Consider the following 14,347-nt stretch of genomic DNA (forward strand, 5'->3'; position numbering starts at 1 on the left):
CCGCCGCACCCGGCTCCGCCACGTCCCCCGCGCCCCGCGCCGCGCACCCGCGAGGGCGGTGTACGGCGTGACCGCCTCGCCCGGCACGGACCGGCCCGCCCCGCCGCTCGGCGTCCCGGACCTCGCGCGGCTCCAGAAGCGCACCTCCCGGGTGCTGATGGCCGGCCAGGTACTCGGCGGCCTCGGCGTGCCCATCAGTATCGCCCTGGCCCCCGTCCTCGCGACCGAGGTCAGCGGCACCGAGGCGCTGTCCGGCTTCGCCTCGACCGCCTCGGTGATCGGCACCGCCCTGGTCTCGTTGCCGCTCGCCGCCCTGATGACCGCGCGCGGCCGGCGCCCCGGGCTGGTCCTGGCGTACGGGATCGGCGCCGCCGGGGCGGGCCTCGTCGTGCTCGCCGCCACGATCAGGAACTTCCCGCTGCTGCTGCTCGGCATGGCCGCCTTCGGGGCCGCCTCCTCGGCCAACCTCCAGGCCCGGTTCGCCGCCGCGGACCTCGCCGCCCCGGACCACCGGGCCCGGGCCATCTCGGTCGTCGTGTGGGCGTCCACCCTCGGCGCGGTCCTCGGCCCCAACCTGTCCGCTCCGGCGAGCCGCAGCTTCGCCGGGACCTCCATACCCGAGACGGCCGGTCCCTTCGTGTGGGCCGCCGTCGTCTTCCTGCTGACGGGCGCACTGATCGCCGTACTCCTGCGCCCGGACCCCCTGCTGACGGCCCGGGCGCTCGCCGCACCCGAGGAGCAGACCCGCGAGGGCCGCTCGATCCGTGCCGGAATCGCCGCGGTGAGGTCCTCGCCGCGGGCCCGCCTCGCCCTCCTCACCGTCGCCGTGTCCCACACCACCATGGTCTCGATCATGGTCATGACCCCGATGGACCTGGGCCACCACGGCGCCGGGCTCGAACTCGTCGGGCTGGTGATCAGCGTTCACATCGCGGGGATGTTCGCCTTCTCCCCGCTCATGGGGTGGCTCGCGGACCGGCTCGGGCGGCTCACCGTGATCGGCCTCGCCGCGGGGCTGCTGTCGCTCGCCGCGCTGCTCGCCGGGACGGCCGGGCCCAGCCACGGCCAAAGCGCCCTGGGGCTCTTCCTGCTCGGCCTCGGCTGGTCCGCCGGGATGGTGTCCGGATCGGCCCTGCTGACCGACTCGGTGCCGCAGGCCGCGCGGGCCGCAGTACAGGGTTTGAGCGACCTCACGATGAACACGGCCGCCGGCGTGGGCGGGGCCGCCGCCGGCGTGATCATGTCGCAGGCCGGCTACGGCTGGCTCAATGCCGTCGGGGCGTCGCTGCTGCTGCCGATGGCGGCGCTCGCCCTGTTCACCGCGCGCCGTCCCGCGCATTCCAAGGGGGTCAGTAGCTGATCTGGTAGGCCTTGCGGAGCGTCTCGTGGACGGTCCAGACCGTCTTGTCGCCTTCCCGCAGGACGCAGGCCGAGCCGGGGCCGACCTCCAGCGTCCCGCCGCCCTCGATCTCGACGGTGGCGCGGCCGCCGACCACCACGAACAACTCGTTCGCCTCGACGTCGGTGACCACGCCCGGGGTGATCTGCCAGATCCCGCGCACCTGCTTGCCGTCGGCCGACTCCCACAGGACCTTGCCCGTGACGACCGGTTCGCCGGAGACGATCTGTGCGGGGTCGAGGTCGTCGGGCTCCAGCTCCACGTCCGCCACGGTGACGGCGAAGGAGGCGGGGGCGGCCGGGGCGGCGGAGTGATCGCTGGTGCTCATGGCGCGCCAGCCTAGTGCGGCCCGTCCACCCGGGGCGGTGACCACAGCGTCCAGGAACGGACCGGCCTACGAGTCACCCTGTCGAGTCGGATCGGGACGCCGGGCGGTGAGGACCGGCTGGTGGAAGCCCGTTGTGGGCCGGAGCGTGCCAGGCGGTGTCGCGCCGGCCCTCCGGACGGGCGAACTCCGCGGTCCTCTCCTGCGGAAGCGCCCGGTACGCGGCGCACGAGGTCCGGGGCGTCCAGGTGTCGCCGGCCGGCAGCAGGCGGAAGAGCACCAGGTCGCAGCGTTCCCCGCCGGGGTGCCGGTGCCACAGCTGGAAGGTGATCGTCCGCCGCCCGTCCGGGCCGGTGGGACATGCGGGGCCACGCTCTGCGGCCGGGCCCGGAGCAGGTCCGCGTACGGGCGGGTGAACGGCAGGAGGAGTCCGCCGGGGCGCAGGACCCGCCGGGTTTCGGCCAGGGCGGCGCGCGCGTGCCGTGCGGTCAGCAGGTGGGGCAGTGCGTTGTCGGCGCAGACCACGTCGAAGCGGGCGTCCGCGAAGGGCAGGGCCCGCATGTCGGCGGCGGCGTGCAGGTCGAGTCCGCGGCGGGCGCCCTCCCTCGCGGCGCGGGCCGCGGAGCGGGGGCTCAGGTCGGTCCCGGTGACCCTGCGGCCCGTCGCGGACAGGCCGAGGGACTGGGTGCCGATGCCGATGCCGCAGGCGCTGTCGAGGACCGTGTGCGGTCCCGGGCCCAGCGCGGCGGCGGGCAGGGCGTCGAGTGCCCGGCCCTGCCGGGCGGCGGAAGCGTCCCGGTCCGCGTGGACGAGATCGTGGCGGTCGGCGAGCCCGTCGTAGAAGCCGCGCGTGTCCAAGGGGGGAACGCTACTCGGACAGCTTGGGGCGGGTGTGACGGGAGTGCGTTTGGAGGCGCCGGTCCCGTGCCATGGATGGGGACATGTCACAGCACAGAGCAACTGCATCCCTGCCCGGTGGACCGGTCCTGTCGGAAGAGGTACGCGAGGCGCTCGCGCAGAGCAGGCCCGTGGTGGCCCTGGAGTCGACGATCATCGCGCACGGCCTGCCCCGCCCCCGCAACCTGGAGGTGGGCCTCGAACTGGAGGAACTGGTCCGCGCGGAAGGAGCGGTTCCGGCAACGGTCGCGGTCGTGGACGGCGTGGCCCGCGTCGGCCTCGACAAGACCCGGCTGGAGCGGATCGCGGCCGGGGACGGCGTGCGCAAGCTCGGTCACCGGGACCTGGCGCCCGCACTGGCGACGGGTACGACCGGGGCGACGACGGTGTCCGCCACGGCCTTCCTCGCGGCCAGGGCGGGCCTGCGGGTCTTCGCGACGGGCGGGCTGGGCGGCGTGCACCGCGAATGGGCGCAGACGCAGGACGAGTCGGCGGACCTCTCCCTGCTGGCGCGGACCCGGATCACGGTGGTGTGCGCGGGCGTGAAGTCCATCCTGGACGTGCCGGCGACGCTCCAGCGGCTGGAGACGCTGGGGGTGGGGGTGCTCGGGTACGGAACGGAGCGGTTCCCCGGGTTCTACCTGGCCGATTCCGGCGAGCCGGTGGGCTGGACCGTGCACCGGCCCGAGGAGGTGGCGGCGGTGATGGCCGCTCAGGACGCGCTGGACGGGCCGGATTCGGCGCTGCTGGTGGCCAATCCGGTGGCGGCCCGGGAGCAGCTTGACCCGGAGCTGCACGACCGGGTCCTGGCCGAGGCCCTCGCCGTCTGCCGCGAGCGGGGGATCACGGGGCAGGCGGTGACCCCGTTCCTGCTGGACTTCCTGGTACGGGCGACGGACGGGGCCTCGCTGGAGGCGAACCTGGCCGCGGTACGCGGCAACGTCCGGCTCGGTGCCCGGATCTCCGGGGCCTGGGCGGCGCGGGCATGACGGCTGCGGGGGCGCTGCTCGTGGTCGGGGACGTGGTGACGGACGTCGTGGCCATACATGCGGAGCCGCTGGCTCCGGCCACCGACACCGCGGCTCGCATCCGCACCCTGCCGGGCGGTGCGGGGGCCAACGCGGCGTGCTGGGCCGCCCGTACGGGCAGCGCGGAGGTACGCCTCCTCGCGCGGGTGGGCACGGAGTCCGCGCGGTGGCACGAGCGGGCCCTGGTGGACGCGGGGGTCCGGCCGCGGCTGGTGATCGACCCGGAGGAGCCTACCGGGACGGTGGTGGCCCTGGTCGGCAAGGACGCGGAGCGGACCTTCCTGACCGACAGCGGGGCCTCGCTGCGGCTGTGTCCGGCCGACTGGGCCCCGTCCCTGCTCGACGGGGCGGCGCACCTCCACCTGTCGGGTTATCTGTTCTTCGCCGACAGCAGCCGGGAGCTGGCCATGGTCGCGCTGCGGGCGGCCCGGACGCGGGGGGTGCCGGTGAGCGTGGACCCCGCGTCGGCGGGGTTCCTGGGGACGCTGGGCCCGCAGCGCTTCCTGGACGCAGTGGCGGGCGCGGGGGTGCTGCTGCCGAACGAGGACGAGGCCCGGCTGCTGGCCGGGCTGCCGGACGGGTCCGGTGCGGCCCGGGCCGCGGCGGCGCTGAGCCGACGGGTGCCGCTGGTGGTGGTGACCCTGGGCCCGGCGGGGGCGCTCGTGGCGGAGCGGGGCCGGATCACGGCCGAGGTGGCGGCCGCGGAACCGGCCGAGGCGGTGGTGGACTCCACGGGAGCCGGCGACGCCTTCACGGGTGCCTTCCTGGCGGCCCGCCTGGAAGGCGCCGACCCGCCGGAATCGGCCCGCGCGGGCTGCCGAGCGGCGGCCCTGGCCATAGCCCACCCGGGTGGCCGCCCCTGAGGCGCATCTTTCGGATCCTGTCGGACGGGGCCCGCATCGTTCGGGGCCCGCGGGCCCGGCACGGTCCGCGCTAGGTCCTCCGGGGCCCGGGTGCGGTGTCCCTCGCCGGGACGTGGATGGCGTAGACGTCGCCCGGCCGCAGGTTCCGCGGGGTGCTGTACTCGCCGTACGTGCTGACGACCGTGACCGCCGCCCGGGAAACGGGGTGCTCGTACCTGCGGAAGTACGGCGCGTGCGGCGGGACTTCAGGGAGGGGCACGAGAGGGGCCCCGCGGCGCTCCAGCAGCCGGTGCAGCTTGTCGAAGCGGAGCCGGGGGGCGAACCGGCCGTACCGGGCGCGCAGTCCGCCGCCGGCGAGGGCGCGGTCACGGTGGGCGAGGCGGTGCACCTGGAGGCTGACGTGGTGACCCGACCACGGGTCGGCGGCGCGGCCCCGGTGCCAGTGGAACTCGACCAGGCCGTAGTCCCGCCACAGGGTGCCGCGGCCGCCGTTCTCCCCGTAATCCGTCCCCAGGACCTCCGCCACGCGTTCGGGAGAGTCGTCGGGGCACAGGCCGAGGACCGTGCCGGTCATGACGGCGTCGAGGTAGAAGGCCAGGGAGTACGGGGTCATGTGCGGATCCTGGCCGCCTCTCTCGGGCCTTGCCGGTCAAGCCCACGGCGTCCGGCGCGCCGTGCATCACGGGTCGAGGGTACCGCCCGCCCGCCCCGGCCTCGCCGGCGGTCGAGGCGCGTGCTCGGAGCGCGGGGTCGTGCTCCGTGGGCGAGATTCGGCATCGCCGCCGGTCGAGGCGCGGGTCCGGCGGCGCACGGGAAGCCGAGGAGCGGGGAGGCGCCAAGCAGCGGCAGCGGCACCGCCCCCCGGGGTCACCGCTCCCGGATCCCCGTCCAGGCGGGGTGCCTGGGATCATCGGCCCGCACCACCACATCGGCGGCGGCAGCCGGATCCACCTCGGCCTCGTACCGGGCGAACGCCGCCCCCGTCCACCGCTCGGACTCCCCGGTCCGCCGCGCGAGCGCCCCCGCCGACAGCCGCACGTGGACGCTCAGGTCGAAGGGGAACCACCGTCCCAGCAGCAGCGGCCCGTGCACCAGCAGCACACCTCCGGCGGGGAGTTCCACGTAGGGGCTGCGGGTCGCCCGGTCGGTCACCGGATCCCACAGGTCCGGCAGCACCCGCCCCGTCCCGCCGGAATCGGTCGGACCGAACACCTCGCGCCAGAGCGCGGCCGTGTCGTACCAGCCGTCCAGGTACGCGTCCACGTCCTGCCGGCCGTACTCGAAGCGGAGGGAGGCGGGCCGCAGGAAGCCGCCCGTCGCGACCACCAGGACCGGGCGGCCGCGCAGCCGCAGCTCCTCGGCGAGCAGCCCGGCGAGGGTGGCGGTGTCCGCCGCGGGCGCTCCGTCGATGCCCACGCGCTGCCGGCCTTCCGGTCCGGGGGCGTTGGCGGGGTCGTCGAGGTGGCCGGCGAGCCGCTCGGCCATCCGCTGCCATGTGATCGATTCCCACTGCACCGGCCCATTGTCAGTGCTCGGCCCTAGCTTTTCCCAGGAGGGATCACCGCGGAAAGGGCGCCGGTGGCCCGGCTTTCGGGGAGGGGTCTGTCATGGCTCGGGAGACGACGTATCTGGAGCTGTCGCAGGACGGCGGCGGGGCGCACAAGTTCTACGAGGTGGTCGTGGACGGCACGGCCGTCTCTGTGCGCTACGGACGCATCGGCGCGCCGGGCCAGTTGCAGAGTTCCTCGTTCCCGACGGCCGAGAGGGCCCGGGCGGCCGCCGCCAAGAAGATCGGCGAGAAGGTCCGCAAGGGGTACGCCCCGGCCGTGCAGGGGCAGCGCGCCGCCCGGGCGGTGACGCGCCGCCAGGTGGCGTCGGCGCCTTCGACGGCGCGTGCCGTCGCTCCGGTGCTGTGGCGTTTCCGTACCGGTTCCGCGGCTTTCGGAATCCACGTCGACGAGGACCGCTGCTGGGTCGGCAACCAGGCCGGCGACGTGTACACGCTGAGCCACGGCGGCGAGGTGCTGGCCCGCTATTCGCTGCCGGACGGGGTGAAGTGCCTGGTGGCGGACGAGTTCTGGATATACGCGGGCTGTGACGACGGCACGGTGTACGACCTGTCGTCGAAGGTCCCCTTCGGTGCGTACGCCATCGCGGCGGACGTGGACATCTACTGGCTGGACATCCACGAGGGGGTGCTCAACGTCTCCGACGCGAACGGCGGTCTGACCGTCATCGACCACGAGGACGAGCACCAGTGGTCTCGGAAGTCCTCGGGGTCGGGTGCGTGGATGGTCCGGGCCGACGAGCGGGCCGTCTACCACGGGCACAGCGCCGGCGTGACGGCCTACGCGGCCGACGGCACCGGGCAGTTGTGGCACAGCGCCACCCCGGGCGGTGTCCTGTTCGGCTGGCAGGAGGAGCACTCGGTGTACGCGGGTACGGTCCGCAACACCGTGCAGCGGCTCTCGAAGGCCTCGGGGGCGACGGAGGCCACCTACCGGTGCGACGCGGCGGTGTATTCGTGCGCGACCTCGCCGGACGGCCGCCACGTCTTCGCGGGTGACTCCTCCTCCTCGGTCTACTGCTTCGACGCCGGCGGGAACCGGCTGTGGAAGCTGGGCACCGGTGGCGGGTCGGCGCTGTCGATGCAGTACCTGGACGGGCGGCTGTACCTCGTGACCACGGACGGCTCGCTGGTCTGCGTGGACGCGAGCGAGCAGGCGATCGCGGCGGCCCAGCAGGGTTCGGTGCCCGCGCCGATGGACGTGAAGTCGGCGGCTGCGCTGCCGGTGTTCACGCCGGCTGCGTCGGCCTCGGCGGTGGCCACGGTCTCCATGGCGGCGGTGGCCGCGGAGCCGGCGGGCGGCGTGGTGGTGGAGTGCGTCCAGCAGGGCGGCCGGATGCGGGTGCAGGTGGTGTCGAGCGGCTTCGAGTCCTCCTGGAACGTGCAGTTCCCGCGGGGGATCAGGGAGGTCGGCGCCCGGTACGTGGTCGACGGCCTGCACGCGGCCTCCGGGGGCTTCTACCGGGTCCGCGGGGAGATACGCCGACTGGTGTGAGCGCGACCGGCGGCGGGCCCGGTTCGGGGGGGCGGCTCAGTGGGGGTGGTGCCGGCAGACCTCCGGTGTGGCACCGGAGGGGGCCGGCGCGGGTATGGAGAACGGGGTCCCCTCGGGCAGCCGGGGGGTCACGTGGAGCACGACCGGCTCGGTGCCGAGGTTGTGGCCCAGGTGTATGTGGCCGATGCCCGCCGGTTCCACGAACGTGGTTCCGGGCCGGTGCACTTCGACGGTGAGGTCGTGCAGGACCCGGGTCAGGGTGCCGGCCAGGACGACGGCTTCGAGCCGCACCCGGTGGTAGTGCCAGCCGGTGCAGCCGCCCGGGGGGATGACGATCTCGTGGCCCGCCGGGACCGTGGCGACGCATGCCCTTCCGGCGGTCATGCCGAAGCCGATCACCGGCGGCCGTGCCGTCGTCGTCCGCCGTGCGCCCATGTGCTCCTCCTCCGTGGACCGACCCCCGCGGTCAGCGGTTCAAGGCCCACCGTAGGAGTGATCAGGCCGATCACAAAAGAGTCGGTGAAACCTCAACCGCCCTTCTCCACCAGGTGATATGAGGGCCGCAGGGCGGTATCACACCTGTATGAGCCTGATCGTGTTCGAGTCGGCGAAGCGGATCCACTGCGCGGAGTGCCGGCAGGGCCCCCTCCGGCACCTGGTCCGCGAGGCCGGTGTGCCGCGGTGCCTGGACTGCGCGGATCTGGGGCACCTCGTCTACCTGCCCCGCGGGGACGCCGCGCTCACCCGCCGATCCCGCGAGGCCAGTGCGCTCTCCGCCGTCGTGGTCCGCTTCAACAGGCGCCGTCGCCGCTACGAGCGTCTCGGACTGCTGGTCGAGGACGCCGCTCTGGCGGGCGCGGAGCGCGCCTGCCTGGCCGACTCCGAGGCGCGGGCGCGCCGCCGGGAACGCGACCGGGTGCGCCGTGCGGCGGAGGACGTCCGGTTCACGGCGGCCTTCGCCGCCGAGATCGTGCGGCTGTTCCCCGGCTGCCCGGCCGACCGGGCCGTGGCGATCGCCACCCACGCCTCGGTGCGCGGCAGCGGCCGGGTGGGCCGCACCGCGGCGGGGCGGGCCCTGGACGAGGCGGCGGTCTCGGTGGCGGTGCGGGCGGCGGTCCGGCACACGGACACCGAGTACGACGCCCTGCTGATGGCGGGTGTCCCCCGCTTCGCGGCCCGCGCCCGGCTGGCTCCGCGGATCGACGCCATCCTGGACGGGTGGCGCAGCGTGCCGCGGAGGGAGGCTAGTTGAGCCGGAAGCGGCGGTAGAGGAGGACACCGCCGAGCAGCAGGGCCCCACCCGCGGGCAGGAGGTACCCGGCGCCGTCGGCGCCGGTGTGGGCGAGCGCCTCATTGTGCCGCGGCGGCTGGACCTCGGTGACCGGGGCGACCGGCTCGACGGGGGTGGCCGGCTTGACCGGGGTGACCGGGGTGACCGGCTTCTCGACGACGGGCGGCTGGACCGGCTTGCCCTCGGTGGGCTTCTCGACGTTGACGGACGTGTTGCCGTGCGCGGGGTTCCCGATGCCGACCACGTTGACGGAGTTGCCGCTGACGTTCAGCGGGAGGTCGACCGGGAGCTGGATCCCATTGCCTGACAATACGCCCGGAGAATCCTTTGCCCGCCCCTCTGCCACCGCACCCCCGCCGTTCCCGCCGCCCTGCTGCGGCGTGTGCGCGTCGCCACCGCCCCGCGACTCGTTCGCACAGCGGTTCCCGGCCGCCGGGTTGAGCACGCCGGCGACGTTCACGGTGTTCCCGCAGAGGTTCACCGGCACGTTCACGGGCAGTTGCACCAGGTTCCCGGACAGCAGACCGGGCGACCGCTCGGCCGTGCCGCCGGCGTCCGCGTCGGCGTGGGCGAGCCCGCTCACGCCCGCGACGGCCAGGCCGCCACCCGCGACGACCGTCGCGATCAGGCCACTTCGACGACTGTGACGCATCACTTTCCCTGCCTTCCGGTGGATTTCGGGGACCAGCCCCGCACCGGTAAACAACGCCTCCGAACCCATACGGGTTATAGAAGCGGTAGGCATTTCACTCAATCGTGTACGGGGTACTGGGTACTTCATGACTGAACGCCCGCTGCTCCTCCTCGACGTGGACGGCCCGCTCAACCCCTTCCGTTCCCTCTCCGCCGGACTGCGCGGATACCGCAGCCACCGCATGTGGCCGGACGTCTGGCTCTCCTACCGCGATCCGGAGACCCGCAGGGCCCGGCGCGGCGCGCGGGTCCGCCTCCACCCCTCCCACGGTGCCCGGCTGCTGGCCCTGCCCTTCGAGATCGCCTGGGCCACCGCCTGGACGCACCAGGCCAACACCCTGATCTCCCCGCACATCGGGCTTCCCGGCGACCTGTCGGTCGTCGAATGGCCCGAACTGTTCGCCAAGGACCCCGACGGCCTGTCCTGGAAGACCCGTCACCTCAGGGACTGGGCGGCCGGCCGCCCCTTCGCCTGGGTCGACGACATGATCACCCCGCGGGACCGGGCCTGGGTCGCCGCCCACCATCCGGCCCCGGCCCTCCTGCTGCGCGTCCACCCCCGTCGCGGTCTGCGGGACCGCGACTTCACCGCCCTGACCCGCTGGGCGGAGGGCCTCAGCCCAGCAGTGCGCTGACCGGGTCCGGGGAGGGGCGGCCCGTGGGCCACCAGTCGTCGCCGTCCGGGCGGGACTCGTAGGCGTACCAGAGGGCGTCGCGGCCGAGCCGGAGCTGGCGGGTGTGGGCCGTCAGGCGGTTGCGGTCGGGGCGGAAGGCGCCCTGCGACGCGGCGAGGAGCGCCGGGCGGGCACGGTCGAAGGGGCCGGCCGGCGGATCCCAGGGCTCTTCCAGCGCGGCGAGGGCGGGGCGGCCGCCCTGGCGCCAGGCGGCCGCGGCCCGCGCGAGGTCGGTGGTGGTGCGCCCGGTGGCGCGGGCCAGGTCCCGGTAGAGGGTGCGGGCCGCACCCGTCAGGCCGGACGTGGGCTCGGCGGAGGCCAGCCGTACGGCGTCCTGCCAGAGGGAGAGCCCGGCGATCGGGTCCTCCCCGGTGGTGAGCAGTGCGAGGGCGCGGGCGGCCGCATCGGAGGCGAGCTGGTCGAGGGCCAGCGGGTCCGGCGCCGCCGGGTCGGCCGGGTAGGCCGGCGGCAGACCCGCCGCAGCGGGCGCGGCGAGCGGCGCGGGCAGCGGCGGCAGCACGGTGCGGGCGAGCGCCCCCCGGGCGGCGACACCGGGGAAGTCCGGAGCGGTGTCGGGCTGTTCGCGTGCGGCGTGGGCTGCGTTGCGGCGGGTGAGGTCCTCCAGGAGCTCCCGCTCGCCGCGGCCGCGCAGGAGCAGCAGGACGAAGGGGTCCTCGTCGAGGAGACGGGCCGCGCGGTAGCAGAGGGCGGCGGCGTGCTTGCACGGCGGACGCCCGAAGTCCGGGCAGGAGCAGTGCGGAACGAGCTCGCCCACCCCCGGCAGGACGGTCCCCGCCAGCGACTGCGGGACCTCGCGCTCCAGGAGGGCGCCGAGCGCCGCCGGGTCGGCCGCGACCTCCTCCAGCAGCTCGCTCCACTGCGGGTCCGTGAAGGCGGGCAGGGCGAGCTCGGTGCGGTACGGGCGGGGCCGGCTGCCCCGGACGTACGCGACGATCCGGCCGGGGGTGACGGTCACCGCGTCGACGTGCCCGGCCGCGGCGTAGCCACGGCCCCGGGCCAGGCGGGCCGGGTCGCCGGAGGCCTCCTCCAGTGCGGACACCCAGGCCCGGCCCCACCAGCTGACGGCCTCCGCCCCGGCGGGCACGGTCTCGAAGGTGCGGCGGCGGTCGTCCCGCGCGGTGATCATGCGGGCCTCCGCAGGGAGACGAGGTCGGCGAGCTCGCGGTCGGTCAGCTCGGTCAGCGCCGCCTCGCCGGAGCCGAGGACTGCCTCGGCCAGGGCCCGCTTCGCCTCGAGCATCTCGGCGATGCGGTCCTCGACGGTGCCCTCGGCGATGATGCGGTGAACCTGTACGGGCTGGGTCTGGCCGATGCGGTAGGCGCGGTCGGTGGCCTGTTCCTCGACGGCCGGGTTCCACCAGCGGTCGAAGTGGACGACGTGCCCGGCGCGCGTGAGGTTCAGGCCGGTGCCCGCGGCCTTGAGGGACAGCAGGAACACGGGGACCTCGCCGGCCTGGAAGCGGTCCACGAGCTCCTCGCGGCGCGGGACCGGGGTGCCGCCGTGCAGGAGCTGGGTGGCGATGCCGCGGTCCGACAGGTGCCGCTCGATGAGCCGGGCCATCGTCACGTACTGCGTGAAGACCAGCACCGAGCCGCCCTCGGCGACGATCGTGTCGAGCAGCTCGTCCAGCAGGGCGAGCTTGCCCGAGCGGTGCGGGAGCCTCGGCTGCTCCTCCTTCAGGTACTGCGCGGGGTGGTTGCAGATCTGTTTGAGCGAGGCCAGCAGCTTCATGATCATGCCGCGTCTCTCTATGCCCTCGCTGGACTCGATCACGGCCATCGCCTCGTCCACCGCGGCCTGGTAGAGCGAGACCTGCTCCCGGGTGAGGGAGACCGGGTGGTCGGTCTCCGTCTTCGGCGGCAGTTCGGGGGCGATGCCGGGGTCCGACTTCTTGCGCCGCAGCAGGAACGGCCGTACGAGGGCGGACAGCCGGGCGACCGCGGCCTCGTTGCCGCCGTCCTCCTCCTGCTGGTGCTCCACCGGGCGGGCGTGGCGGGCCCGGAAGGCGGTCAGCGGGCCCAGCAGGCCCGGCGTGGTCCAGTCGAGCAGCGCCCACAGCTCGGAGAGGTTGTTCTCCACCGGGGTGCCGGTCAGTGCCACCCGGGCCGGGGCCGGGATGGTGCGCAGCGCCTTCGCGGTCGCCGAGTGGGGGTTCTTGACGTGCTGCGCCTCGTCGGCGACGACCATGCCCCAGCGCTGTTCGGCGAGCCGGGCTGCGCTGGCGCGCATCGTGCCGTAGGTCGTGAGGACGAACCCGCCCTCGCAGGACGTCAGGTCCTCGGTGCTGCGCCCGCCGCCGTGGAAGCGGCGCACGGGGGTGCCGGGCGCGAACTTCTCGATCTCCCGCTGCCAGTTGCCGAGGAGGGAGGCCGGGCACACGACGAGTGTCGGCTCGCGGCGGTCCCGGTGCAGGTGCAGTGCGATGAGGGTGACGGTCTTGCCGAGGCCCATGTCGTCGGCGAGGCAGCCGCCGAGGCCGAGGGAGGTCATCAGGTCCAGCCAGGCCAGGCCGCGCGCCTGGTAGTCGCGCAAGGTGGCCCTGAGCGCGGCGGGCTGCGGCAGCGGCGCCAATTCCCCCGTCAGCCGCTCCCGGAGCGCGGCCAGCGCGCCCACCGGCACCGCCTCGACCTGTTCGCCGCCGACCTCCGCGGTCCCCGACAGGGCTGCGGCCAGCGCGTCCACCGGGTCCAGCAGGCCCAGTTCCCGCTTGCGCGCCTTGCGCACCAGCTCCGGGTCGACCCGCACCCACTGGTCGCGCAGCCGTACGACCGGCCGGTGGGCCTGCGCCAGCGCGTCCATCTCGCCCGGGGTGAGCCGGTCGCCGCCGAGGGCGAGTTCCCAGGAGAAGGCGAAGAGGTGTTCCGCGTCGAAGAAGGCGGTCCCGTCGGTGGCGGACCCGGGCGCGGTGGACCGTACGACGGCGGTCGCGGACAGCGTACGGGCCAGGTCGCGCGGCCAGTGGACGACGACCCCGGCGGCTGCCAAACGGTTCGCGGCGACCCCCAGCAGGTCTTCCAGCTCCGGGTCCGACAGTGCCAGGGCGTCGGGCACGGGCTGGTCCAGCAGCCGCAGCAGCGGCGGCCAGACCCGCGCGGCCCGGCGCAGCGCGAGCACGGCGTCGATCCGGGCGCGGGGACCGAAGCCGACCCCGGCGGTGCCGGCCCACAGGGGCCCGGCATCGGTGACCAGCGTCGGGTCGGCGAGGCTGTGGACCTGGACGACGGCGGCCCCGGCGCGCCGGGTCTCCTCCCCCTCGGCCTCGTCGAAGAGGCGGAAGGAGGACAGGTCGAGCCGGAGCGAGAGCCCGACCCCGGTGTCGGACCCGGCCGCGACCTGCGCGGCCCACTCCTGTATTCCGGGCACCCGCTGCGGTTCCCGGGCGGCGAACGGCAGTCCGACGGCGACGGCGGCCGCCGGGGTGCGGGGCAGGCTGTCGGCGACGGCGTCGAGGAACGCGCGGACCAGTGCCTCCGGTTCGGGCAGTTGGAGCGGGCGGCGGCCGGCGAGGGGCGTCGCGTACCCCTCGTGGGGCAGGGCGGCGGCGACCGCCCTCAGGTGGGCGATGTCCGCGGCGTCGAGCGGGCCCGCCCGCCAGGCGTCGACGCCGTCGGGGGTGAGCCCGGGGAGCAGGCGGCCGCGCGCGGCCAGCGTGAGGGCCTGCGTGGCGGCGGTGCCCCAGGCCCGGGTGGCGGGGTGCGCGGCAGGGCTGCGGGGGGCCGGGGCGAGCAGGGGCAGGGCGGCGGCGACGGAGAAGGTCACCGCGGGCACGGTCCGGCTGCGAACCCCGGTGCCGTGTGGCCGTACGACGGTGAGCGGACCGGGTGTGCCCGCCTCGGGCAGAGGCTCGCCGTCGGGCGACCAGAAGGCGACCCGCCCTTCCCGGGGGACGGCTGCGGGCAGGAAGACGGCGGCGTGTCGAAGCAGCGCGGATGCGTGGGGCACCGCCGGCGGCCGCGCGGGCGCCGGCGTGCCCGGCTGCGGCTGGACCTGCATGCCCGGCTGCGGCTGCCTCTGTGCTGGTGGCGGCCACTGCGTCTGCGCTGTCATGCGTCCCCCTCCCTCACGATGCCCTCTCGGACCTGCCGAGCCCTTCC

14 protein-coding genes are annotated in these 14,347 nt (G+C 75.1%); 6 read left to right on the plus strand and 8 right to left on the minus strand.

The annotated features are described in order from the left end of the window. The first annotated feature begins 157 nt into the window (after window positions 1-157). A complete protein-coding gene (locus tag ACZ6JS_RS25645; protein WP_469301585.1) occupies window positions 158-1,360 on the plus strand; it encodes an MFS transporter in 1,203 nt (400 codons plus the stop codon). On the opposite strand, the gene ACZ6JS_RS25650 is transcribed toward ACZ6JS_RS25645, so the two are convergent. After that, the gene (locus ACZ6JS_RS25650; RefSeq protein WP_469301290.1) at window positions 1,350-1,727 is read right to left on the minus strand and encodes a cupin domain-containing protein; all 378 of its coding nucleotides are present in this window, start codon (window positions 1,725-1,727) and stop codon (window positions 1,350-1,352) included. The two genes, ACZ6JS_RS25645 and ACZ6JS_RS25650, sit on opposite strands and share 11 nt — an antisense overlap. Before the next feature lie 66 nt (window positions 1,728-1,793). Further along, window positions 1,794-2,582: a class I SAM-dependent methyltransferase gene (locus ACZ6JS_RS25655; protein WP_469301292.1), complete on the minus strand. Its 789-nt coding sequence runs from the start codon at window positions 2,580-2,582 to the stop codon at window positions 1,794-1,796. Between the two features lie 83 nt (window positions 2,583-2,665). Between ACZ6JS_RS25655 and ACZ6JS_RS25660 the strand changes: the two genes are divergently transcribed. Both ACZ6JS_RS25660 and ACZ6JS_RS25665 read left to right on the plus strand, forming a co-directional pair. Then, entirely contained in the window at window positions 2,666-3,610 is a 945-nt protein-coding gene (locus ACZ6JS_RS25660) for a pseudouridine-5'-phosphate glycosidase (protein ID WP_469301293.1), read from the plus strand. After that, window positions 3,607-4,512: a carbohydrate kinase family protein gene (locus ACZ6JS_RS25665; protein ID WP_469301295.1), complete on the plus strand. Its 906-nt coding sequence runs from the start codon at window positions 3,607-3,609 to the stop codon at window positions 4,510-4,512. Before ACZ6JS_RS25660 ends, ACZ6JS_RS25665 begins: the two co-directional genes overlap by 4 nt. 70 nt (window positions 4,513-4,582) lie before the next feature. On the opposite strand, the gene ACZ6JS_RS25670 is transcribed toward ACZ6JS_RS25665, so the two are convergent. Next, a complete protein-coding gene (locus ACZ6JS_RS25670; protein ID WP_469301297.1) occupies window positions 4,583-5,125 on the minus strand; it encodes a hypothetical protein in 543 nt (180 codons plus the stop codon). A gap of 254 nt (window positions 5,126-5,379) precedes the next feature. Then, entirely contained in the window at window positions 5,380-6,027 is a 648-nt protein-coding gene (locus ACZ6JS_RS25675) for a nucleoside/nucleotide kinase family protein (RefSeq protein ID WP_469301299.1), read from the minus strand. Window positions 6,028-6,119: 92 nt separating this feature from the next. On the opposite strand from ACZ6JS_RS25675, the gene ACZ6JS_RS25680 reads away from it, so the two are divergent. Beyond that, entirely contained in the window at window positions 6,120-7,574 is a 1,455-nt protein-coding gene (locus ACZ6JS_RS25680; RefSeq protein WP_469301300.1) for a WGR domain-containing protein, read from the plus strand. Window positions 7,575-7,610: 36 nt separating this feature from the next. Here the strand turns inward: ACZ6JS_RS25680 and ACZ6JS_RS25685 are convergent, their stop codons facing one another. Then, a complete protein-coding gene (locus tag ACZ6JS_RS25685; RefSeq protein ID WP_469301302.1) occupies window positions 7,611-8,009 on the minus strand; it encodes a cupin domain-containing protein in 399 nt (132 codons plus the stop codon). 148 nt (window positions 8,010-8,157) lie between these two features. Between ACZ6JS_RS25685 and ACZ6JS_RS25690 the strand changes: the two genes are divergently transcribed. Beyond that, on the plus strand, window positions 8,158-8,826 hold the full coding sequence (locus ACZ6JS_RS25690; RefSeq protein ID WP_469301303.1) for a DUF2293 domain-containing protein: 669 nt from the start codon (window positions 8,158-8,160) through the stop codon (window positions 8,824-8,826). Here ACZ6JS_RS25690 and ACZ6JS_RS25695 read toward each other — a convergent pair. Then, window positions 8,819-9,517 carry a chaplin gene (locus tag ACZ6JS_RS25695; protein WP_469301305.1) on the minus strand — a complete coding sequence of 233 codons (699 nt, stop codon included), beginning with the start codon at window positions 9,515-9,517 and terminating at the stop codon, window positions 8,819-8,821. The two genes, ACZ6JS_RS25690 and ACZ6JS_RS25695, sit on opposite strands and share 8 nt — an antisense overlap. 127 nt (window positions 9,518-9,644) lie before the next feature. Here ACZ6JS_RS25695 and ACZ6JS_RS25700 point away from each other — a divergent pair, with 127 nt between their 5' ends. Then, a complete protein-coding gene (locus ACZ6JS_RS25700) occupies window positions 9,645-10,193 on the plus strand; it encodes a hypothetical protein (RefSeq protein ID WP_469301306.1) in 549 nt (182 codons plus the stop codon). On the opposite strand, the gene ACZ6JS_RS25705 is transcribed toward ACZ6JS_RS25700, so the two are convergent. Next, complete coding sequence (locus ACZ6JS_RS25705) at window positions 10,174-11,379, minus strand: SWIM zinc finger family protein (protein ID WP_469301307.1); 1,206 nt, start codon at window positions 11,377-11,379, stop codon at window positions 10,174-10,176. The two genes, ACZ6JS_RS25700 and ACZ6JS_RS25705, sit on opposite strands and share 20 nt — an antisense overlap. Beyond that, entirely contained in the window at window positions 11,376-14,246 is a 2,871-nt protein-coding gene (locus ACZ6JS_RS25710) for a DEAD/DEAH box helicase (protein WP_469301587.1), read from the minus strand. Before ACZ6JS_RS25710 ends, ACZ6JS_RS25705 begins: the two co-directional genes overlap by 4 nt. Window positions 14,247-14,347: the final 101 nt, after the last annotated feature.

It is taken from the genome of Streptomyces sp. NPDC046349 (assembly GCF_055587885.1).

Coding starts and splice junctions, on each gene's coding strand:
- ACZ6JS_RS25645 (WP_469301585.1), top strand. CDS start 158: ATGGCCGGCCAGGTACTCGGCGGCCTCGGCGTGCCCATCAGTATCGCC.
- ACZ6JS_RS25650 (WP_469301290.1), bottom strand. CDS start 1,727: ATGAGCACCAGCGATCACTCCGCCGCCCCGGCCGCCCCCGCCTCCTTC.
- ACZ6JS_RS25660 (WP_469301293.1), top strand. CDS start 2,666: ATGTCACAGCACAGAGCAACTGCATCCCTGCCCGGTGGACCGGTCCTG.
- ACZ6JS_RS25665 (WP_469301295.1), top strand. CDS start 3,607: ATGACGGCTGCGGGGGCGCTGCTCGTGGTCGGGGACGTGGTGACGGAC.
- ACZ6JS_RS25670 (WP_469301297.1), bottom strand. CDS start 5,125: ATGACCCCGTACTCCCTGGCCTTCTACCTCGACGCCGTCATGACCGGC.
- ACZ6JS_RS25680 (WP_469301300.1), top strand. CDS start 6,120: ATGGCTCGGGAGACGACGTATCTGGAGCTGTCGCAGGACGGCGGCGGG.
- ACZ6JS_RS25685 (WP_469301302.1), bottom strand. CDS start 8,009: ATGGGCGCACGGCGGACGACGACGGCACGGCCGCCGGTGATCGGCTTC.
- ACZ6JS_RS25690 (WP_469301303.1), top strand. CDS start 8,158: ATGAGCCTGATCGTGTTCGAGTCGGCGAAGCGGATCCACTGCGCGGAG.
- ACZ6JS_RS25695 (WP_469301305.1), bottom strand. CDS start 9,517: ATGCGTCACAGTCGTCGAAGTGGCCTGATCGCGACGGTCGTCGCGGGT.
- ACZ6JS_RS25700 (WP_469301306.1), top strand. CDS start 9,645: ATGACTGAACGCCCGCTGCTCCTCCTCGACGTGGACGGCCCGCTCAAC.
- ACZ6JS_RS25705 (WP_469301307.1), bottom strand. CDS start 11,379: ATGATCACCGCGCGGGACGACCGCCGCCGCACCTTCGAGACCGTGCCC.
- ACZ6JS_RS25710 (WP_469301587.1), bottom strand. CDS start 14,246: ATGCAGGTCCAGCCGCAGCCGGGCACGCCGGCGCCCGCGCGGCCGCCG.